This window comes from Streptomyces sp. CA-111067, from assembly GCF_050956065.1.
In the GTDB taxonomy this organism is placed as follows: Bacteria; Actinomycetota; Actinomycetes; order Streptomycetales; family Streptomycetaceae; genus Actinacidiphila.
Map to the genome: position 1 here is coordinate 823,754 of NZ_CP192103.1, position 21,257 is coordinate 845,010.

Annotated in this window: 15 protein-coding genes; 7 read left to right on the forward strand and 8 right to left on the reverse strand. The window is 71.2% G+C overall.

Annotated elements, in window-relative coordinates:
• Positions 1–115 precede the first annotated feature (115 nt).
• From ACQPW6_RS03630 to ACQPW6_RS03650, 5 genes are all read left to right on the forward strand, one after another.
• Positions 116–289: a hypothetical protein gene (locus tag ACQPW6_RS03630; RefSeq protein WP_433888057.1), complete on the forward strand. Its 174-nt coding sequence runs from the start codon at positions 116–118 to the stop codon at positions 287–289.
• 366 nt (positions 290–655) lie between these two features.
• Entirely contained in the window at positions 656–901 is a 246-nt protein-coding gene (locus ACQPW6_RS03635; RefSeq protein ID WP_433888058.1) for a DUF5133 domain-containing protein, read from the forward strand.
• 360 nt (positions 902–1,261) lie between these two features.
• Complete coding sequence (locus tag ACQPW6_RS03640; protein WP_433888059.1) at positions 1,262–2,080, forward strand: chaplin; 819 nt, start codon at positions 1,262–1,264, stop codon at positions 2,078–2,080.
• A gap of 62 nt (positions 2,081–2,142) precedes the next feature.
• Positions 2,143–3,234, forward strand: a complete 1,092-nt coding sequence (locus ACQPW6_RS03645; protein ID WP_433888060.1) for an S-(hydroxymethyl)mycothiol dehydrogenase — start codon at positions 2,143–2,145, stop codon at positions 3,232–3,234.
• 168 nt (positions 3,235–3,402) lie between these two features.
• A complete protein-coding gene (locus tag ACQPW6_RS03650; RefSeq protein ID WP_433888061.1) occupies positions 3,403–5,169 on the forward strand; it encodes an ABC transporter ATP-binding protein in 1,767 nt (588 codons plus the stop codon).
• Positions 5,170–5,223: 54 nt separating this feature from the next.
• On the opposite strand, the gene pgm is transcribed toward ACQPW6_RS03650, so the two are convergent.
• Positions 5,224–6,864: a phosphoglucomutase (alpha-D-glucose-1,6-bisphosphate-dependent) gene (gene pgm, locus ACQPW6_RS03655; protein ID WP_433888062.1), complete on the reverse strand. Its 1,641-nt coding sequence runs from the start codon at positions 6,862–6,864 to the stop codon at positions 5,224–5,226.
• A 118-nt stretch (positions 6,865–6,982) separates the two neighbouring features.
• Here pgm and ACQPW6_RS03660 point away from each other — a divergent pair, with 118 nt between their 5' ends.
• Positions 6,983–8,518 (forward strand): MFS transporter, encoded by a 1,536-nt coding sequence (locus tag ACQPW6_RS03660; RefSeq protein ID WP_433888063.1) that lies wholly within the window; start codon positions 6,983–6,985, stop codon positions 8,516–8,518.
• On the opposite strand, the gene ACQPW6_RS03665 is transcribed toward ACQPW6_RS03660, so the two are convergent.
• The 6 genes from ACQPW6_RS03665 to ACQPW6_RS03690 all read right to left on the reverse strand — a co-directional run bounded on the left by ACQPW6_RS03665 (position 8,509) and on the right by ACQPW6_RS03690 (position 18,418).
• Positions 8,509–9,021 (reverse strand): MarR family winged helix-turn-helix transcriptional regulator, encoded by a 513-nt coding sequence (locus ACQPW6_RS03665; RefSeq protein ID WP_433888064.1) that lies wholly within the window; start codon positions 9,019–9,021, stop codon positions 8,509–8,511. The genes ACQPW6_RS03660 and ACQPW6_RS03665 overlap by 10 nt on opposite strands.
• A gap of 32 nt (positions 9,022–9,053) precedes the next feature.
• Positions 9,054–10,775, reverse strand: a complete 1,722-nt coding sequence (locus ACQPW6_RS03670; RefSeq protein ID WP_433888065.1) for an MFS transporter — start codon at positions 10,773–10,775, stop codon at positions 9,054–9,056.
• Positions 10,776–10,887: 112 nt separating this feature from the next.
• On the reverse strand, positions 10,888–11,397 hold the full coding sequence (locus ACQPW6_RS03675; RefSeq protein WP_433888066.1) for a mycothiol transferase: 510 nt from the start codon (positions 11,395–11,397) through the stop codon (positions 10,888–10,890).
• Between the two features lie 157 nt (positions 11,398–11,554).
• Positions 11,555–12,994, reverse strand: coding sequence for a ricin-type beta-trefoil lectin domain protein (locus tag ACQPW6_RS03680; RefSeq protein WP_433888067.1), 1,440 nt, complete (start codon positions 12,992–12,994; stop codon positions 11,555–11,557).
• A 273-nt stretch (positions 12,995–13,267) separates the two neighbouring features.
• Positions 13,268–17,557 carry a discoidin domain-containing protein gene (locus ACQPW6_RS03685; protein ID WP_433888068.1) on the reverse strand — a complete coding sequence of 1,430 codons (4,290 nt, stop codon included), beginning with the start codon at positions 17,555–17,557 and terminating at the stop codon, positions 13,268–13,270.
• 354 nt (positions 17,558–17,911) lie between these two features.
• Positions 17,912–18,418: a MarR family transcriptional regulator gene (locus ACQPW6_RS03690; protein ID WP_433888069.1), complete on the reverse strand. Its 507-nt coding sequence runs from the start codon at positions 18,416–18,418 to the stop codon at positions 17,912–17,914.
• 218 nt (positions 18,419–18,636) lie between these two features.
• On the opposite strand from ACQPW6_RS03690, the gene ACQPW6_RS03695 reads away from it, so the two are divergent.
• Positions 18,637–19,839, forward strand: a complete 1,203-nt coding sequence (locus ACQPW6_RS03695) for a PP2C family protein-serine/threonine phosphatase (protein ID WP_433888070.1) — start codon at positions 18,637–18,639, stop codon at positions 19,837–19,839.
• Positions 19,840–19,900: 61 nt separating this feature from the next.
• Here the strand turns inward: ACQPW6_RS03695 and ACQPW6_RS03700 are convergent, their stop codons facing one another.
• A complete protein-coding gene (locus ACQPW6_RS03700; RefSeq protein ID WP_433888071.1) occupies positions 19,901–21,145 on the reverse strand; it encodes an FUSC family protein in 1,245 nt (414 codons plus the stop codon).
• Between the last annotated feature and the right edge of the window lie 112 nt (positions 21,146–21,257).

A 21,257-nucleotide genomic window follows, 5' to 3' on the forward strand; every position in this document is an offset into this window, starting at 1 on the left:
AGTCACAAGGCGCCACCGCGTCCGCACCGCCCGAAGAAGGAATCCAGCCGGGCGCCCGACGCGCGGGCATGGCCGCGTCAGGCGAACTCGGCCACTCGACGCTAAGGAGTGCGCGGTGTCAGCAGACCAGGGCAAGCACAAGGACGAGGCAGCCGAGCCGGGCGACACGGTCGCGGTGCGGCGCGACGAGGAGCGCCCGCTGGACACGTGGGCGCGCTGCGCTCCGATCCGGCTGGCCGGCTACGAGGACGACCTGTCGGAGACGCACATCCTGCGCAGTATCGACTGACGGCGGCAGCCGGAGCACCAGCCGCGGCATCGCGCCGCGACCGGCACCGGCGCACCTGACGGCGGGCCCGCCCCCTTACCTGACGGGGGCGGGCCCGCCGCGTGTCCGGCGGGCTGACGGTGTGCCAACTCCCGGCGGAAACAGGTGAGTCCCGACACAGACCGGCCTCACTGGCGAATTCCCGACGTATGGTGGAGCGGGCGGCAGCCGACGGCAGCGACGGCATCGGCTTCTCACCCGCCCCCCACTCTTCTTCCTGAAGCGGCCGCGAGTGAGACCTACGTGACACTCCCCGTGTATCACGCATGCTCACGCCGATTCCGGGCAGACGCGCTGCGAGTTCGCCGAACACCGAGGAGTACAACGATGCTGATGGCCCACCCGACCGTATTGCGGAACCTGGTGGCACGTTACGAATCACTGAGCTCACACACCGCGCCCGCGGTGGACACCGACGGCAAGGGCGCCGCCGGCCGCATGACCGTCGAGGCCGACCCGGAGATCCACCGGCAGCTGGCCGACGTGTCCTACACCCTGTGCGTCTCCACGGGGACCCGGGAGATCGGCTCCGCGCTGGCCGCGGCGCGCGAGCACATCGCCTCGGCGGCCTGACATCAGGACCCGCCGCGGTTGCCGCGGGCACCGGAAGTTGACACCCGCTCAGATGGCGCCGGTCCGCCCGGTCGGACCGGCGCGAAGTACCCCGGGAGTATTCACCGGGCATCTGCGATTCCCTTCCGGTCCTTCCGGAACGTTCATGGGTAATTCATAGTTTCCCGTCGGCACGTGCCCGGAATTTCCCGGGAAAGTGCTGCTCAGGGGCCATTTCCGGGCTCCGGGAGCGCAGTTGGCGCCCGGTCACCCGTTGGGATGAAAAAGCCCCTTGCCATGACCTGATTGGCCCTGTCGAGCGTTGTCCATGGTGCGGGCACGCTGTCCGTGGTGATTTTCCGGAAGGCAGGAATCAATCATATGAACAACGTCGCCCGAAAGGGACTTGTCACCGCGATGGTCGCCGGCGGTGTGCTGGCCTCGGTCGGCTACGCACAGGCTGACTCGGCCGCCGAGGGCGACACCGCCGGCTCGCCCGGAGTCCTGTCGGGCAACTCGGTGCAGGTGCCGGTGAACGTCCCGGTCAACGTGTGCGGGAACACGATCAGCGTGGTCGGCCTGCTCAACCCGGTGATGGGCAACGTGTGCGCGAACCAGTCGGGCGGCGCCGCCTCCGGTGCCACCGCGGGCAACACATCCTCGGCGGCGGCCTTCACCGCGCACCGGGCGTCGACCGGTGCCCGCCCGGCCCGGCACGCGGGGCCCGCCGCCGACGAGTCGCAGCTCGCCGGATCCGCCGGCCACGCCGCCGGCCAGGCGTCCACCGACCGGGCGGCCGGCAGCGAGTCGCAGTCAGGCGGCGGCGCGCACGCGGCGGGCCGCAGCGCCGGCTCCCCCGGCCTGCTGTCGGGCAACGACCTCCAGCTGCCGCTGCACCTGCCGGTGAACGTCTCGGGCAACTCGCTCAACGTGGTCGGCATCGGCAACCCGGCCTTCGGCAACACCGCGGTCAACGGCGACACCCCGGCGCCGCCCGCCACCCCGGCCCCGGTCCCGGCGCCGCCGGCCCACGCCCCGATCCCGGCCCCGCCGAACCCGGCCACCAGCGGTGTCCCGGCGGCCGCGCCCACCCTCGCGCATACCGGCGCCGACGGCCTGGGCTACGCGGCCGGGTCGAGCGCGGCCCTGCTCGGCGGCGGCGTGCTGCTCTACCGCAGGTTCCGCCCCGGCCGCGGCTGACTGACGGCGAGCGCTGCCTGCGCCTATCGTCAGCAGCGGAAGTCGGCGAAGGAGGCGTGAGGATGGCACAGGAAGTCCGCGGCGTGATCGCACCGGGCAAGGGTCAGCCGGTGCGGGTGGAGACGGTGATCGTTCCCGACCCGGGACCCGGCGAGGCGGTGGTCAGGGTCCAGGCGTGCGGGGTCTGCCACACCGACCTGCACTATCGCGAGGGCGGTATCAACGACGACTTCCCGTTCCTGCTCGGCCATGAGGCCGCGGGAGTGGTCGAGGAGGTCGGTCCTGACGTGACCGAGGTGGCGCCCGGCGACTTCGTCATCCTCAACTGGCGCGCGGTGTGCGGACGCTGCCGGGCCTGCCGCAGGGGGCGCCCGTGGTACTGCTTCGACACCCACAACGCCACGCAGAAGATGACGCTGGCCGACAGCGCGCGGACGGAGCTGTCGCCGGCCCTCGGCATCGGGGCGTTCGCGGAGAAAACCCTGGTCGCGGCCGGCCAGTGCACCAAGGTCGACCCGTCGGTGTCGGCCTCGGTGGCCGGGCTGCTCGGCTGCGGGGTGATGGCCGGCATCGGCGCGGCCATCAACACCGGCGGGGTCGGGCGCGGCGACTCGGTCGCGGTGATCGGCTGCGGCGGCGTCGGCAACGCGGCGGTCGCCGGCGCCCGGCTGGCCGGCGCGGCCCGGATCATCGCGGTGGACCTGGACGACCGCAAGCTGGCCACCGCCTCGGCGCTCGGCGCCACCCACACCGTCAACTCCCGCAGCACCGACCCGGTGGCGGCGATCCGCGAGCTGACCGGTGGCAACGGGGCCGATGTGGTGATCGAGGCGGTGGGCCGGCCGGAGACCTACCGGCAGGCGTTCTACGCCCGCGACCTGGCCGGCACTGTGGTGCTCGTCGGGGTGCCGACGCCGGAGATGCAGCTCGAACTGCCGCTGCTCGACGTGTTCGGCCGCGGCGGCTCCCTCAAGTCGTCCTGGTACGGGGACTGCCTGCCGTCGCGGGACTTCCCGATGCTGATCGACCTGCATCTGCAAGGGCGGCTCGACCTCGGCGCGTTCGTCAGCGAGACGATCGCGCTGGACGAGGTCGAGGCCGCGTTCGACCGGATGCGCTCCGGTGACGTGCTGCGATCGGTCGTCGTGATGTGACCGGCGGCCGGCCGGGGCGGCGCGGGCCGGGAAAAACTCCCGGGCGCCCCGGCCGGTGCCGGCCGTAAGGTATGTGCGCGCACATGAACACATCGGCACCTCCGCGCCGGGGTGTCGTTCGGCGCGCCCTTTTACCCACGGCGAAGACGTGATTCCGAGGAGCCCGCAATGGCGTTGCCGCAAGGCACGCTCAGTCACCGCTATCGCGGCGAACATCCCGTCCGTACCCTTCTCTACCTCTTTCAGCCCGACCGGAGGCGGGTCGCGCTCGCCGTGGCCGCCTTCTTCTGCAAGCACACCCCGGTCTGGCTGCTCCCGCTGATCACCGCGAACGTCGTGGACGTCGTGGTGCAGCACCGCCCGATATCCGTCCTGTGGTGGAACTCCGCCGTCCTGCTGGTGATCCTGGTCCTCAACCTGCCGCTGCACCTGGCCTATGTGCGCTGCATGCAGGGCTCGATCCGGCGCACCGGCACCCGGCTGCGCACGGCGCTGTGCCAGCGCATGCAGCAGCTGTCCATCGGCTACCACACCCGGGTCAGCGCCGGGGTGCTGCAGGCCAAGGTGATCAGGGACGTCGAGAGCATCGAGACCGCGGCCCAGCAGACCGCGGACAACGGCCTGGCCGCCACCGCGACCCTGACCGGCGGCCTGGTGGTGATCGGCATCCGGGCGCCGGCCTTCCTGCCGGTCTATCTGATCGTGGTGCCGGCCTCCGCGGTGCTGGTGGTCAGGCTCAGGCAGCGGCTGCGTGAGCGCAACGAGTCCTTCCGCCAGCAGGTGGAGCAGCTGTCCTCGCGGGTCGGCGAGATGACGACGCTGATCCCGATCACCCGGGCGCACGGCCTGGAGGACACCGCGCTGCACCGGGTGGACCGCACGCTCGGCGAGGTGCTGCACGCCGGGCTGCGGCTGGACCGGCTCAACGGCTGGTTCGGCTCGATCGCCTGGATCCTGCTCAACGCGATCGGTGTGGCCTGCCTGTCCGGCTCCGCGCTGGTGGCGTACTACGGCTGGCTGAACGTCACCCCCGGCACGGTGGTGATGCTCAGCGCGTACTTCTCCAGCCTGACCGCGTCGGTCACCACCCTGCTGACCCTCACCCCGCAGATCGGCAAGGGCCTCGAGTCGGTCCGCTCCATCGGCGAGGTGCTGCAAGCCCCCGACCTGGAGCAGAACGCCGGCAAGTCCCAGGTGTCCGGTGTGGTGGGCCGGTTCGAGTTCCGCGGGGTCGGCCACACCTACCCCGAGACGGACCGCCCGTCCGTGGACGGCTTCGACCTGGACGTCCGCCCCGGCGAGACGATCGCGCTGGTCGGCGGCTCGGGTGCGGGCAAGTCGACGGTGCTCAACCTGGTGATCGGCTTCCTGCGGCCGACCGAGGGCAGCATCCTGCTCGACGGCGTGGACATGGAGACGCTGGACCTGCGGGACTACCGCAGCTGGCTGTCCGTCGTCCCGCAGGAGTCGATCCTGTTCGAGGGCAGCATCCGGGAGAACGTCATCTACGGCATGACCGACGTGCCCGAGGAGCGGGTGCGGGCGGCGCTGCGGGACGCCAACGCGCTGGAGTTCATCGACCGGCTGCCGCACGGCCTGGACACCGTGGTCGGCGAGCGGGGCGCCAGGCTCTCCGGCGGCCAGAAGCAGCGGCTTGCCATCGCCCGGGCGCTGATCCGCGACCCGCGGGTGCTGATCCTGGACGAGGCCACGTCATCGCTCGACTCGCGCAGTGAGGCGCTGGTCCAGCAGGCGCTGACCCGGCTCGTCCGCGGCCGGACGGTCTTCGTGGTGGCCCACCGGCTGTCCACCATCCGCAACGCGGACCGGATCGTCGTCCTGGACGAGGGCAGGATCGCCGAGGTCGGCTCGCACGCGGAGCTGCTCCGCAGCGGGGGTGCCTACGCCGGCCTCCAGGCCGCCCAACTCGCCTGACCCCTGCCGGATCGGGGCGCTCCCGGAAAGGAGCGCCCCGTCAGGGCGCGGGGCTCAGGCGTGCAGGGCGTGGTTCACCAGCGACTGGGCCTCCTCCTGGACCTGGGCCAGGTGGGCGTCGCCGAGGTAGGACTCGGCGTAGACCTTGTACACGTCCTCGGTGCCCGACGGGCGCGCGGCGAACCACGCGTTGTCGGTGCTGACCTTGATACCGCCGAGGGCCGCGCCGTTGCCGGGGGCCTCGGTGAGGATGGAGGTGACCTTCTCGCCGGCCAGCTCCTTGGCGTGCATCTGCTTCGGCGAGAGCTTGGCGAGCACCGCCTTCTGCTTGCGGTCGGCGGGCGCGTCGATCCGGGCGTACGAGGGCGCGCCGAACCGGCCGGTGAGGTCCGCGTAGTGCTCGGAGGGCGTGCGGCCGGTCACCGCGGTGATCTCGGCGGCCAGCAGCGCGAGCAGGATGCCGTCCTTGTCGGTGGTCCACACCCCGCCGTCGCGGCGCAGGAAGGACGCGCCGGCCGACTCCTCGCCGCCGAAGGCGAGGCTGCCGCCGAGCAGCCCGTCCACGAACCACTTGAAGCCGACCGGCACCTCGGTCAGCGGCCGGCCGAGGTCGGCGACCACCTTGTCGATCATCGAGGACGACACCATCGTCTTGCCGATCGCCAGGTCGGGCCGCCACTGCTCGCGGTGCCTGGACAGGTAGGAGATGGCCACCGCGAGGTAGTGGTTGGGGTTCATCAGCCCGCCGTCGGGGGTGACGATCCCGTGCCGGTCGGCGTCCGCGTCGTTGCCGGTGGCGACCTGGTACTCGTCCTTGCGGGCGATCAGCGAGGCCATCGCGTACGGCGAGGAGCAGTCCATCCTGATCTTGCCGTCCCAGTCCAGCGTCATGAACCGCCAGGTGGGGTCGGCGACCGGGTTGACCACCGTCAGGTCAAGGCCGTGCCATTCGGCGATCCGGCCCCAGTAGGCCACCGAGGCGCCGCCCAGCGGGTCCGCGCCGATCGTCACGCCGGCCCGCCGGACGGTCTCCAGGTCGAGCACCGAGGACAGGTCGTCCACGTACCGGCCGAGGAAGTCGTAGCGGCCGGTGGTGTCGGCGGCCAGCGCCCGCGCGTAGGGGATCCGGCGTACGTCCGCGAGCCGGCCTGCGATCAGCTCGTTGGCCCGGTCCTGGATCCAGCCGGTGGCCTCGGACCCGGCGGGGCCGCCGCTGGGCGGGTTGTACTTGAAGCCGCCGTCCGGCGGCGGGTTGTGCGAGGGGGTGACGACCACGCCGTCCGCGAGCCCGCCGGTGCGGCCCTTGTTGTAGGCCAGGATGGCGTGCGAGACGGCCGGGGTCGGGGTGTAGCCGTCGTTCTCGTCGATCAGCACGGTGACGTCGTTGGCGGCGAACACCTCGAGCGCGGTGACCCGCGCGGGCTCTGACAGGGCGTGGGTGTCGGCGCCGAGGTACAGCGGCCCGTCGGTGCCCTGCCGCGACCGGTAGTCGCAGATCGCCTGGCTGGTGGCGGCGATGTGGTCCTCGTTGAACGCGGTCGCCAGCGACGAGCCGCGGTGGCCCGAGGTGCCGAACGCCACCCGCTGGGCCGGCTCGCCGGGGTCCGGGTGCAGGGCGTAGTAGGCGGTGATCAGGCGGGGTACGTCCACCAGGTCGTCCGGCCTGGCCTGAGTCCCGGCACGCTCGTGCGGCATCCACGTCTCCTTCACTGCGTCCTGCGGTTGGCTGCCCGACCATTGTTACGGTTCGTGCCCCGAACAGGCGCGCGGAACCACCCGTGGCCGAGCCGGTAGAGGCCCTAGGGTGGCGGACATGACCACCGCTGCTCAGCCCTCCTCCGACGGAGTGCCCCTCTCCTCGGCCACCGGCCGGTGGGTGCTGGCCTGCTCGGTGCTCGGCTCCGGGATGGCGATGCTGGACGGCACGATCGTCAACATCGCGCTCCCGCACATCGGCGAGAGCCTGAACGCCCCGCTGTCCGCGCTCCAGTGGACGGTGAACGGCTACCTGCTGACGCTGGCCGGGCTGATCCTGCTGGGCGGCGGCCTCGGCGACCGGTACGGGCGGCGCAAGGTCTTCGTGATCGGGGTGGTCTGGTTCGCGCTGGCGTCCGCGATGTGCGGGGCCGCGCCCAACAGCGGGGTGCTGATCGCGGCCCGCGCCCTCCAGGGCGTCGGCGGGGCGCTGCTGACACCGGGTTCGCTGGCGCTGGTGCAGTCCTCGTTCCGGCGCGAGGACCGGGCGAAGGCGGTCGGCGCCTGGTCCGGACTCGGCGGGGTGGCCGGCGCGGTCGGCCCGTTCCTCGGCGGCTATCTGGTGGACGGCCCGGGCTGGCGGTGGATCTTCCTGATCAACCTGCCGATCGCGGCCGTGGTGGTGGCGGTCGCGGTCCGGTACGTGCCGGAGAGCCGGGACCACACCGCCTCGGGCTCGTTCGACGTGGGCGGCGCGGCACTCGCCGCGCTCTGCCTGGCCGGGGTCACCTACGCGCTGATCACCGCGTCCGGGAATCCGACCGTGCTGACGGTGGCGGTGCCCGCGGTCGCCGGCGTGCTGTGCGGGGCCGCCTTCGTCCGGTTGGAGCAGCGCAGGAAACATCCGATGCTGCCGCTGACGATCTTCTCGTCCAAGCTGTTCACCTCGATGAACCTGGTGACGCTGTGTCTGTACGCGGCCATCGGCGGGGTGTTCTTCGTCCTGCCGGTGCAGTTGCAGATCGCGGCCGGCTACAGCGCGCTGCGGGCCGGGATCGCCACGCTGCCGGTCACCCTGCTGATGCTGCTGCTCTCGGCGCCGGCCGGCGCCCTGGCGCAGCGGATCGGGCCGCGCTGGCCGCTGACGGCCGGGCCGCTGATCGCCGCGGCCGGGCTGCTGCTGCTCACCCGGGTCTCGCCGGACTCGACGTCGTACTGGGTGGACGTACTGCCCGCGGTGGTGGTGCAGGGTCTGGGGATGAGCCTGTTCGTGGCGCCGCTGACGGCCACCGTGCTGGCGTCGGTCGAGGTCGACCACGCCGGGGTGGCGAGCGGCGTCAACAACGCGGCGGCCCGGGTCGCGCAGCTGCTGGTGGTGGCCGCGCTGCCGCTGGCCGTCGGCCTGTCCGACAAGGCGTACCGCTCGCCGCACGCGATGGACAGCGCCTTCGGCAAGTCGATGGTGATCTGCGCGGGGCTGTGTGTGGTCGCCGGGCTGCTGGCGGCGCTGCTGGTGCCGTCGGGAGCGCTCCAGGAGGACCCGGCCGCCGGGCCGAGGGCGAAACCGGAGTGCCTGGCGCACTGCGGGGTGACGGCGCCGCCGCTGGAGCCGGGCCGGCACCGCGGGACGGCGGCGGAGCCCGGTCAGCCCTGACCGGTGGCGGCCACGGCCTCGTCCTTGGGCTCGTACTGGAGCAGTTCGAGCACCGGCAGCGCGGCCAGCAGCGTGTCGAGCTGCTCAGGGGTGAGCCGGGACAGCCGGCGGGAGAGCAGCTCGGAGCGCTCCCTGCGGACCTCGCCGAGCAGTTCGCGTCCCGCGGGGGTGATGCTGACCAGCGAGGACCTGCCGTCGGACGGGTCGGGCTCCTTGCGGATCAGCCCGGCGGCGGCCAGCGGCTGCACGGTACGGGTCAGCGACGGCGCGGCGACCTGCTCGTGCGCGGCCAGCTCGCCGATCCGCAGCGGGCCGTACTGGTCGGTCCTGGCCAGCGCGGAGATCTGCGAGAAGGTGAGTTCCCTGTCGCCGCCCGAGGCCTGGGCCATCTGCCGGTAGAGCCGGGCGAGCACCAGGCGCAGCCGGGCCACGTCCGCCGGGTCAGGTGCCGCGGACGGCCCGCCGGATGCTGAGGGCGCCCTGCGGCCGTGGTCGTCGGTCATGGCGGGGCGCCCTTCCTCGGTGGTGTGCGGGGTCAGTCCCGCGTGGCCGCGCGGTCCGCCCGGCTACGGATCAATGATGCGGCAGCCGCGATCAGGGACATCACGATGGCCAGCCCGAACACGATCTCCAGGCCGTCGTGGAAGGGCCCGGAGATCAGGTGCGGGAAGAACTCGCGGCCGGTGAGGGTGTGCACGTTGGCCGCCGGGAGCTTGCCGAGCAGGTCGGGGCCGAGCAGCTGCTGGATCGGGTTGTAGCCGAGGAACGCGGCGAAGAGCGTGCCGACCGGTGGCAGCCCGGCGATCTGGTGCGCGTTGGCCGCCGGGACGCCCTGGGCGACCAGGCCGGAGCTGAGCGTGTCGGGCAGCGACCTGGCGAGGCCGGCCACCATCAGCGAGAAGAACACGCCGATGGACAGCACCATGCCGGCGTTCTGGAAGGTGGCCCGCATGCCGGAGGCGGCGCCGCGGGCCTCGGCGGGCACGCTGGCCATGATGATGGAGGTGTTGGGCGCGGCGAAGAGGCCGCCGCCGACGCCGTTGAGGAACACCAGGAAGGCGAAGACCAGGTAGTTGAAGTCGGTCGGGATCAGCAGCAGCCCGAGGAACGAGGCGGCCATCACCACGAAGCCGGCCGCCGCGAACAGCCGGGCGCCGTACCGGTCGGACAGGTAGCCGGCGATCGGCCCGGCGAGCAGGAAGCCGACGGTCAGCGGCAGCAGGAAGATGCCGGCCCACAGCGGGGTGTCGGCGTAGTTGTAGCCGTGCAGCGGCAGCCAGATGCCCTGCAGCCAGATGATCAGCATGAACTGCAGGCCGCCGCGGGCGATCGAGCCGAGCAGGGTGGCCGCGTTGCCGCCGGCGAAGGCCACGTTGCGGAACAGCTTGAGCGGGAACATCGGCTCGGCGACCCGCGCCTCGATCAGGCAGAAGGCCACCAGGACGGCGACGCCGCCGATCAGGCCGGCCAGCACCCAGGGGTTGGTCCAGCCCATGGTGTGACCGCCGTAGGGCTGGATGCCGTAGGTGATGCCGGCCAGCAGCGCGGTGAGGCCGACGGCGAAGGTGACGTTGCCCCACCAGTCGATCTTCGCCGGGCGGCGCACGCCGGTCTCGTGCAGCGAGCGGTAGGCCCACACGGTGCCGATCAGGCCGATCGGCACGTTCACCCAGAAGATGGAGCGCCAGTTCCACTCGGCGAGCAGGCCGCCCAGCACCAGGCCGATGAACGAGCCCGCGATGCCGGCCACCATGTTGACGCCGAGCGCCATGCCGCGCTGCCTGGCCGGGAAGGCGTCGGTGATGATCGCCGCGGAGTTGGCCATCAGCATCGAGCCGCCGACCGCCTGGGCGACCCGCCAGCCGATCAGCCACAGCGCTCCCCCGCCGCCGTGCATCGGGTCGACGGACAGGATGATCGAGGTGATGGTGAAGATCAGGAAGCCGGCGTTGTAGATCTTGACCCGGCCGAGGATGTCGCCGAGCCGGCCGAGGGTGACCACCAGGACCGCGGTGACCAGCATGTAGCCCATCAGCATCCACAGCAGGTAGCTGACGTTGCCGGGCTCCAGCGGGTTGAGCCGGATGCCGTTGAAGATCGCGGGCAGCGAGATCAGCACGATCGAGGAGTTGATGGTCGCGATGAGCATGCCGAGGGTGGTGTTGGACAGCGCCACCCACTTGTAGTGCGGATGGTCGGCCGCTATGCGCGGTGGTCGCCGCTGCGGAACTCGTGTCGTCGCGTCTTCGGTCGCCATAGGGACGGTCACACCCCACCCGTGAGCAGTTACTTAACTTAGGTTAAGTAACTCTATCATCGCATTATCGGGCTCGGCAGGGCGGCCAGGGAGTGCGGCGGGGCGCGCGGGATCACCGCCGGCGCAGCAGCAGCCCCCGCAGGAAGGCGGCCTGACCGGCGTGCTGGAGGTCGTCGGAGATCACGCTGACCAGCCGGACTCCGAGCGTCACCGGCGGGTCCCAGCGCTCGTCCACCACCTTGTCCAGGTCGGCGTCCGCCAGGTCGCGGACGTAGTCCAGGGTCCGCTGGTGCACCGCGTCGAAGTAGCCGGTCAGCAGCTCCGCGCCGGCCCGGACGGCGGCCACCTCGTCGGGCCCGTCGCCGTAGCCGGTGGCGCCGGCCGGGAAGGGCAGGCCGAAGCGGTCGTGCCAGCCCTGGGAGGTCCAGACCTGCTCGCCGCCCGCCACTCCGGTGACGTGGTCGTCCTGCACCCGGGTCAGGTGCCAGACCAGCCAGCCGACGGAGTTGGCCTCGTCGTCCGCGCGGTCGGCGAGCTCGGCCTCGGTCAGACCGTCCACGGCGCCGTGCACCTCCTCCCTGACCCGGTCGAAGGCGTCGGCCAGCAGGTGGCTTGAGTTCATCGGGGGCTCCCCACTCGGTGCTCGGGTCCGCTCGGTACGCGGTGGAGACATTCTTCCCCGGATCGCTGAGCGGCGGAGGGCGGAAAACGCCGGTCCCGGGCGGAGGTCTCACTCCCCGCCCGGGACCGGCTGCTCGTCCGCTGCTCGCGTCAGATGCTCAGGCGGGCAGAGTGTACTGCTGGTTGGTGCCGCCGGCGCAGGTCCAGATCTGCAGCCGGGTGCCGTTGGCCGAGCTGGGCCCGGTGGCGTCGAGGCACTTGCCGGACTGCGGGTTGACCAGGGTGCTGCCGGACTTCTGCCACACCTGGGAGCCGGTGCCGTTGCAGTCGTACAGGTCCACCTTCGTGCCGTTGGCGGTGCCCGCGGCGGTGACGTCCATGCACTTGCCCAGCGCCTTCAGCGTGCCGTCCGAGCCGACCGTCCAGCTCTGCGCGGTGGTGCCGTTGCAGTCGTAGAGCTGCACGGCGGCGCCGTTGGCGCTGGAGGCCCCGGCCACGTCCACGCACTTGTTGGCGTAGGCGGAGTTGATCGGGCCGGTGCCGCCGGTGGGCGGCGGCGGGGTGGTGCCGCCGCCTCCGGTGATGCCGTTGAAGATGCTGGAGAACTGCCACGGCGACTGCGAGGTGCCGCTGCACCCGGACTGCGCGGAACCGCCGTTGCTGGAGCAGGCCTTGTCACGGCCCAGGGCCCAGAAGGACAGCTCCTGTATGCCGTTGGTCTTGGCGAAGTTCGCCACGTCGGTGGCGTCCGAGGTCGAGAACACCTCGACCGAGCTGTCGTTGACCCCGATCATCGGGGTGTTGCCCTCCATCGCCCACAGCTGCGCGGAGGACTTGGTGTTCCAGATCTGGCCGAGCTGGCCGTGCAGGGCGTTGGCCGCGGAGATGGCCGCGTTGCCCATGTCCATCGCGCCGCCGTAGTCCATCGTCATGATGTTGACGAGGTTGACGTTCACGCCGTGGCTCTTGGCGTTGTTCAGCAGGCTCAGGCCGTTGGACTCCAGGCCGGTGGGGTTGACCGGGAGGGTGTAGTCGACGTCCAGCCGCTTGCCCTGGGCGGCGTACTGGCTCTGCAGGTCGGCCAGCGCGGTGTTGCGCCGGTCGTTGGCGGCGGTGTTGCTCAGCGCGCTGCCTTCGATGTCGAAGTCGAGCCGGGTCAGGTTCAACCCGTCGATGACCCGCTTGTACTGGGCCTCCAGGGACGACACCGACGTACAGGCGAGTGCCTCCTCGCTGCCCGAGGCGCCGCCGAAGGACGCGATGACGTCGCCGCCGCCGGCCCGCAGGCTGTTGATGGCCGACGTCCAACTGCCGTCGGTGATCGAGGTGTCACCGTTGAAGGTGGCGTTGCAGCCGCCGCCGTCGATGACGAACGCCAGGGTGAAGTACTTCAGCCCGGTGGCGTTCTTGACCGTGGTGAGCGCGGACGGGGAGTTCCAGACCTCGGCGTAGGGGGCGGCGTAGTGCGCCGGGAATCCGGGGCCGGGGTTGGCGGCGGCCTGGGCCGTGCCGCCGGCCGCCAGCAGCATCCCGCCGGCCAGGGCGGGAACGGCGATCAGCGAGCCGAGCGCCTTCAGTTTCAGGGACGGTCTTTTCATGGGGGGAGGGCCTTCCGGTACGGGCAGCCGAGCCCGGCCGTCCACCTGCGATTCAGGTGAATGAACCGGGGACGCCGACGTGACTGACGGCGCACCGGTGACGGTAGGACTAGACCAATGCCCCGTCAACCCCCCGCGTTCGGCAACTGAAGGCAGGTTCGCGCGAGTTGCCCTCCAGACACACCGCAGGGTGTGTCCGCGTTCAGTAACCGAACGCGGACACACCCCAGGCACTAGTTCACTTCTGTTGGTTCATGTCCTCCGGAAGTGGGGCTAGTTGTTGACGGTGATGGTGAAGTTGGGCGCGGTGTTCTGAATGTCCACCGCGTTGTTGCTCTCGTGCAGCCCGTTGAACGTCACCGAGCCGACCGCCGGACCCTGGCCCGCTTCCGGCTGCGGGTTGGCCCAGATACCGAAGCCCGACTTGGCGTCGTAGGCGTCACCGCTCTTCTGCGCACCGCTGATGCTGATGTTGGTGAAGACGGTGTCGGTGATCGGGTTGAGCGAGGTGCTGCCGTTCCACTTGGTCTGGAACATGATCCCGGAGTACGTCGGGTCGGTGATGTCCACGTTGCTGATCCGCAGCCCCTGGAGCTTGAACTCCGCGGAGTAGACCCACATCCCCGGGAAGGTCTGGCCGCCCCAGAAGTGGCCGCCGTCTCTGGCCAGCGAGATGTTGTCGAACGTGGTCGTCGGCGAGGACTCGAACCCGAGGGCCGGGATCCCGCCGAACTGCAGCGAGCCGATGGTGATGCCGGAGTAGGTCAGCGTGTCGGCGATGTAGAGGTTGGTGAACTTGTTGCCGCCGCCGCCGTAGACCGCCAGGCCCGCCGCGCGCCACGTGGTCTGCACGCTGAGGTTCTGGAAGGTGTTGTTGGTCTCCTGGTCCGAGCTGTGGTCGGTGGCGGGGAACAGCGCGAAGCTGTCGTCACCGGTGGACCGGGCCTCGTCGTTGCTGACCAGGTTGCCGGTGCTGCCGTTGGTGAGGTTGATGCCGTCGGCGAAGGTGTCGCGGATCCGCAGGTTGGTGAACGTCGAGTTGTCGACGTCCGTGCCCCACACACCGCAGATCGTGTGCTCGACCCAGATGTTGTCGATGGTCAGGTTGGCCATGCCGGTGATGTCGAAGACCTTGCCGGGGCCGTCGATCCGGCTGGTGTAGTTGCCGAAGAAGGAGAAGCCGGAGAAGGAGGAGCCGCCGGCACCCGACTGCAGCGAGAAGCCGCCGTCGGTGTTCTCCTGGGCCTGCGGGGTGGAGAACCTGGTGAACCAGGGTCCGGCGCCGACCACCTTGATCGCCCGCCCGTAGACGGTCATCTTGTTGGAGGTGGAGTAGTCACCAGCGGGCAGGTAGACACCGAGCTTGGTGGTGTCCTGCCGGGCGGTGTCCAGCGCGTTCTGCACGTCCTGCTGGGTGAAGCCGGCCGGGACCACGTACTTGGTCGGGTCCGGGTTGGCGACCGCGGTCGCCTGCTCCAGGTTGATGTAGTCGATGTTGTAGTAGGCCGCCGTGTTGGCCGAGTCCTTCTCCAACTTGATGGTGTGGCCGGCCGGGACGGTGGTCCCGAGCATCACGTTGGCCTCGTCGTAGATGTGCCGCGGGCCGCCGGATCCCGGCGAGTTGCCCGGGCTTGCCTCGTCGCCGTACAGCCAGGCGTACTTCGAGGTGAGGCTGATGGTCTTCAGCAGCGTCCCGTCGACGTAGATGTTCAGCGTCGTGGAGTCGGTGCCGTCCGGGACGTTGTACCGGGTGACCAGCGTGTTGGTGCTGGCGCGGGTGGTGAAGGAGACCGAAGCGCCGTTGGCCGCCAGGTGCACGGCCTTGCGGCCGGACGCCTCACCGGCCGGGTCGCCGATGGTGCGGTTCGGCCCGAGGATGGTGGCGCCGCCGCCGAGCACGCCGTCCTCGGCCTCGTAGGAGTCGTACGGCATGTTGGCGCCGCGGCCCACGAAGAAGGACAGGTTGCTGGTGTTGTTGGCCTGCTTGGTGGAGACCTCGTTGGCGTCCACCGCGATCACGGTGCGGACGGTGTACTTGCCGTTCACCGCGGTCCAGCTGCCCAGGCTGACCGGCGCGCCGGTGGCCCCCGGAGCGAGCGCCCCGGTGTAGGTGCCGGTGAGCGTCTTGATCACGCTGCCGCTCGTGGCGTCCAGGATCGACAGCGTGATGCCGTGCGCGCCGCCCGCCGAGGCGACCGTGCCCTGGTTCTTGACCGCGACCGTGAAGTTGACGTTGTTGCCGGCCGACGGGTTGCCCGGCGACCAGGAGACCGGGGCGGCCACCAGGTCGGAGGTGTCAACCGGCTTGACCACCAGGGCGGTCGGGTTGGTGTAGCTGTTGTTGGTCTCGTTCTGCTCGACGACCGTGTTGGCCTCGTCCACCTTCGCGGTCAGCTGGTAGCTGCCCGCGTCCTTGGCGCCGATGTTGGCCGTCACGGTGCTGCTCGCACCGGCGGCCAGCGCGCCGACCGCGGCGGTGCCGACCTTGGTGGTGCCGAGGTACAGGTTGACGCTGCTCGCCGGTGAGGCGTTGGTGCCGATGTTCTTCACCGTCGTGCTGAGCGTGATCGGGTCGGTCTCGACCGGCGCCGCGGGGGACGCGGTCAGGCTGCTGACGGTCAGGTCGGGGTTCGGCCCCGGCACGCCGATGACCTGGAACTCGGCCACCTGGCCGCCGCCCGCCCCGGTGTTGGAGGTGAACGTCAGCCGCACGTCGGCGACCCGGCCGGTGACCGGGATGGTGATCGCGTTGCCGGTGGTCGGGCTGAAGTTGTACGCCGTCGCGGGCGAGAGCTGGGTGAAGGTGCTCGAGCTCTGCTCCCGGCCGGAGACCGCGATGGTCTGGGTGCGGTTGCCCCACGAGCCGTCGGGGTTGAGCTTGACCACCACCGAGCTGGTGTCCACGTTGGCACCCAGCGAGACGGTCAGCGTGGACGGGTAGCCGCTGCCCTCCCAGTAGGTGGACGTGCTGTCGTCGTTCGCGTTGGCCGCGACGAAGGTCTGCACGGTCGAGGACGCGGTGATCGGCTTGCCGACCGCCTGGTTGGTGCCGCCGGTGGGCGGGGTGGTGCCGTTGCGGGTCACGGTGTTGCTGTTGCCCGACTGGTTGCCCGCCGCGTCCTTGGCCCGCACGTAGTAGGCCACGGTGGCGCTGTCCGGCTGGCTGTCGGTGTACGTCAGCACGTTGGCCGCGGTGGTGCCGACCTGGGTGCCGTTGGCGTAGATCTGGTAGCCGGTGACCGCGGTGTTGTCGCTGGCGGCGGACCAGGTCAGCTTGATCTGGCCGGAACCGGGCTGGGTGTAGGCGAGGTTGCCGGGCGCGCTCGGCGCCTGCGTGTCGCCCGAGGTGCCGGTGCGGGTCACGCTGTTGCTGGCCGGCGACTGGTTGCCCGCCGCGTCCTTGGCCTTGACGGTGTAGGTGACCGTCGCGGTGTCGGGCTGGTTGTCGGTGTACGTCAGCACGTTGCCGGCCACCGAGGTGCGCAGCACGCCGTTGGCGTAGACGTCGTAGCCGGTGACACCGGTGTCGTCGGTGGCCGCGGACCAGGTCAGCTTGATCTGGCCGGAGGCGGGCTGGGTGTAGGCGAGGTTGGCCGGCGCGCTCGGCGCGGTCACGTCACCGGTGGTCGGCCCGTACACCTCGAACTCGGAGATCTGGCCCGCGGGCCAGCCGGTGTTGCCGGTGATGTTCAGCCGGACGTACCGGGTGGTGACCGTGTTGAAGCTGATGGTCACGGTGTTCGCCGAGGACGGGTTGAAGACGTAGCCCTTCGACGCGACGATGTCGGAGAAGGTGTTGCCGTCGTTGCTGCCCTGCACGGCCAGCGTCTGGGTGCGGGTCGCCCACGCCGTGGCCGGCGGCAGCTTCAGCACCACCTGGTTGACCGGCACCGCGCTGCCCAGGTCCACCCGCAGGGTCTGCGGGAAGGCGTTGTTGGCGCTCTCCCAGTAGGAGTTCGCGTTGCCGTCGACCGCGTTGCCCGAGGTGTAGACGTCGGCGTGGCCGGAGTCCAGGGTCGGCCGGTTCGCGGCGAGGTTGGTCGTCGCGAGCGGCGCGGCCTGGACGCTGAACTCGGACAGCTGGGCGGTCTTGGCCGCCGAGTTGGCGGTCACGCTCGCCCGCACGTACCTGGCGAGCGAGGCGGGGAAGGAGATCTTCACCGTGTTGCCCGCGGACGGCTTGAACGAGTAGGCCGCCGAGCTCTTCAGCGTCTCGAAGCTCTGGCCGTCCTGGCTGGCCTGCAGCGAGAGCGTCTCGCTGCGGGCGCTCCAGGAGGCCGGCACCTTCAGCTGCACCTGGTCGATCCGGGTGTTCTTGCCCAGGTCCAGCTGCGCCCACTGCGGCAGGCTGCCGCCGGCGCTCTGCCAGTAGGAGTTCTGGTTGCCGTCGTTGAGATTGGCCGCGGAGGCGCCGCCGCCTGCACTACTGGCCGAGGCCGCCTTGCCGGTCGCCGGAGCGGCCGTGGCGGAGGAGGCCGCGGGCAGCGCCTGTACGCCGAGGAAGGCGAGGCTGGCCGCGATCACCCCCGCCGTCAGCCGCGGGATGGTGCGCATCGATCTCATAGCGTCCCTCTATGTCGTGGGGGTCCCGGAGGATCAGAGAACGGGCTATACGAAACGTGCGGGGTTGTGCATGTGAAGTTGCGCTGTTCCTATGCAGATCCATCGTTGTTCTGCTCATATTTTGCGGCCGTGTTGGCAGAGTGTTACAGACGCGCTACGGCGGCGTCCATGCCTCGGAAGGCAACGATTCATGCCCGTGCAAAGGAAGTCGGGGTGCGCCGCCGGCGGCACCGTGCCGATCCGGTCAGAGCGGCTCAAAACCCGCCGGGCCGTACCGGGGCTACTCTGTGCCGGACCGGTGCGGGCGACGACGACGGAAGGGTGCGGCAGGTGACACGGCTGAGCGGAGTGCGGCTAGGCGGAGTCCGCCGCCCGCTGGACGTGTTCGGCGGCGAGTCCGGCCGGCCGGGCCGCCAGCGCGGCGGCGCGGCGGAAGGCCGCCAGGCCCTCGGCGAGCGCGGCCAGCTCGCGCGGCGCCATCCTGGCCAGCACCGCCCTGACCTCGCGGGACCGGAAGTCGCGGAACTCCGCGAGTGCGCTCTGCCCCGCCCTGGTCAGCCGCAGCTCCACCTCGCGGCGGCTGGTGCTGCTCGGCAGCCGGCTCACCAGGCCGACCGCTTCGAGGCGGTCGCACAGCCGGCTCACCGACGACGGGAGCGAGCCCAGCGCGTCGCCCAGCGTCCGGAGGTTGGCGCCCTCGTACTGCTCGATCGCGAAAAGCGCCCGCACCTGCGACGGTGACAGCGGACCGCCGGGTACCGCCTCCTGGCCGCGTCCCCAGAGCACGTCAAGCAGCTCCGACACAGCGCCGGCGTCCTGAGCGGCCTGCTCAGGACGGTGCGGGGGGACGATGTGCGGCATCCGGCCACTGTGTCACCCGGGACAGCCCATTGCCAGCCCGCACCGCCGGGGGCGGCGCGACCGCGTTCCGGCCCGGCACCGTTGCCGCACTGTCCTGATCCGTTCCGATCCGTTCCCCGCCGCGCCCCTGCCTGTTCCCACCACTTCTTACCTTTTCCGACCTGTTCCGACCTGTTCAGACCTGTTCCGCCCGACGACACGCAAAGGCTGCACCGCCCGTGACGAACTACCCGGCCGTCGAACGCGCACTGCGCGCCGCCGCACCGTACGCGCTGCTCGATGTCGCCCGCTCCGTGCTCGCCGAGCACTACGGGGCGCTCTCGGTCGACCTGTTCGTCGCCGACTACAGCCTGAGCGTGCTGCAGGCGGTGGACGCCGACCCGCCGTGGACCCACTCGCTCGCCGTGCACAGCAGCCGGCAGGGACGCGCCTTCGGCAGCCAGCAGCCGGTGTCGGACCAGGACCAGGCGCCGGGCCCGGTCGATCTGCACCTGCCGGTGACCGTGCACGGCGACCGCCTCGGGGTGCTCAGCGTCCGGCTGCCGGTGGAGCGGTGCACCGCGGAGGCCACCGCGGAACTGGCCGACGCGGCCAAGCTGCTGGGCCACGAGATGGTCGTCGCCGAGCGGGACACCGACCGCTACCTCGTCGCCCGGCGGGTCACCCGGCTCACACTGGCCGCCGAGATGCAGTGGCAGCTGCTGCCGGGCCGGGCCTTCACCCGTCCCGAGTACGCCCTCGGGGCCGGCCTGGAGCCCGCGTACGCCATCCGCGGCGACAACTTCGACTGGTCCGCCACCGAGAGCACCCTGTCGCTGACGATCACCAACGGCATGGGCGAGGACATCGACGCGGCCCTGCTGACCAGCCTGGCCGTCAACGCGCTGCGCAACGCCCGGCGGGCCGGCGTCGGGCTCGCCGACCAGGCCGCGCTGGCCGACCAGGCGGTCTGGTCGCGCTACCGGGGCGCCGCCCATGTGGCCACGCTGCTGCTCAGCTTCGACCTGGCCACCGGCGTGGTGCAGGTGGTGGACGCCGGGTCGCCGCGGCTGTGGCGCCGCCGCGGCAAAGCGATCGACCAGGTCGGCTTCGAGGCGCAGCTGCCGCTGGGCATGTTCGAGGAGACCCTCTATGTGACGGAGGAGTTCCAGGTACTGCCCGGCGACCGGCTGGTGTTCGCCAGCGACGGCGTCTACGACACCGCCTCCCCGGCCGGCGCCGCCTACGGCGACCGGGCGCTGGCCCGGGCGCTGGCCGGCACCGGCCTGCTGCCGGCCGCCGACGTTCCCGCGTCGATCCTGCGGCAACTCCCCGACTACCGGGGGCAGGAGGCCGACGACGACGCGCTGGTGGTCTGCATGGACTGGTACGGCCGGCAGCAGGAGCCGGCGGAGAGCACCGGGCAGGAGTCCCCGTCCTGACCGGCCGGCACCCCGCGGAAGGCCCCGCCCTGACCGGCCGGCACCCCGCCGAAGGGCACGCTCACCGTCCGCGCTTGATGCCGTCCACGATCCGCTCGCCGGCCCCGGCGCCCGCCGCGCTGAGCCGGCGCTTGAGCATCTGCAGCCTCGGGTGCCGGTCGGTCGCCTCGCGGGTGTAGCGGTCGAGCTCCTCCACCAGCCGACCGGAGCGCTTCTCGACCGCGAGCTCGTCCAGGATCCGGTCCACCTCGGCCAGCAGCGCCCCGTACAGCTGCCACTGCCGCGGATGGCTCTGGACCTGGGCCAGCAGCAGGTCGGCGGTGCGGTCCCGGCTCTCCCCCGCGTCGGACAGCGCCCGGGTCAGCCGGTCCTCGGCGTCCTCGGCGTTGCTGGCGACCTGGGTGGTGATCAGCACCGCGAAGTTCTGGATGGCGTTGGCCACATGGTCGAACAGCTGCTCAAGCTCCACGGCCACGTACTCGGGGAACAGCGGCTCGTCGGTGCGGTGGGCGGCCAGGTCGGTCAGCGTCCTGGAGAGCACCCGGATCACCACCGCGCAGATCTCCAGGGTGTCGAGGCCGGTCCGCAGCACCACCCGGGACAGCGCCCCCTCCTTCACCCGGGGGTTCCAGCGCAGGCTGTCCTCGGCCTGCCGCAGCGATTCGTCCACCTCCGCGATGGCGTGGTCCACCCGGCGCGCCTCGTGCAGCCGGGCGGCGGCCCGCTCCACCGGGAGGTGGCCGGCCAGCTCGCCGCCGATGTCCCGGAACAGCCCGCCCATCCGGCGGGCCATCGACTCGATCGAGTCGCCGGCCGGCTGCACCCAGACCGGCGGCGCCAGCAGGTTGAACAGCAGCCCGACGCCGGCCCCGATCAGCGTCTCCCAGATCCGGTCCCAGGCGGTGTTGGCCACCCGGGTCACCCCGAGGACCAGCATCGCGCTGATCGCCACCTCGATCTCGAACTCGCCGGCCCGCACGAACCGTCCGATCAGCAGCGAGGTCAGGATGATCAGGCCCAGGCTCCACCAGCTCAGGCCGACCAGCACGCTGAAGCCGATGGCGATCAGCACGCCGGCGACCACCGCGTTGACCCGGCTGATCCCGGTGGTGAGGGTGGAGTACAGCGTCACCTGGACGACCAGCAGCGCGGTGAGCGGCGCGGTCAGCGGCGCGGGGTTCGGCAGCAGCCACACCGCGACGACATAGGCGATGACGGACGCCGCGGCGGACCGCAGGATCTGCGCGGCGGCCGGCTCAGCTGACCACCGGACGAGCTTGACCATGGGCTCTGGAACATCGGGCATCCGGTGCCCTTTCCCGCTGTCGGCGATCTCACTGGTTCCGGCACAGCCTAGGTTCGATCACCGCCCGATCCGGGTGCGGCGCGGCGGGTCCGGACGGGTGCACCTGGCCGCC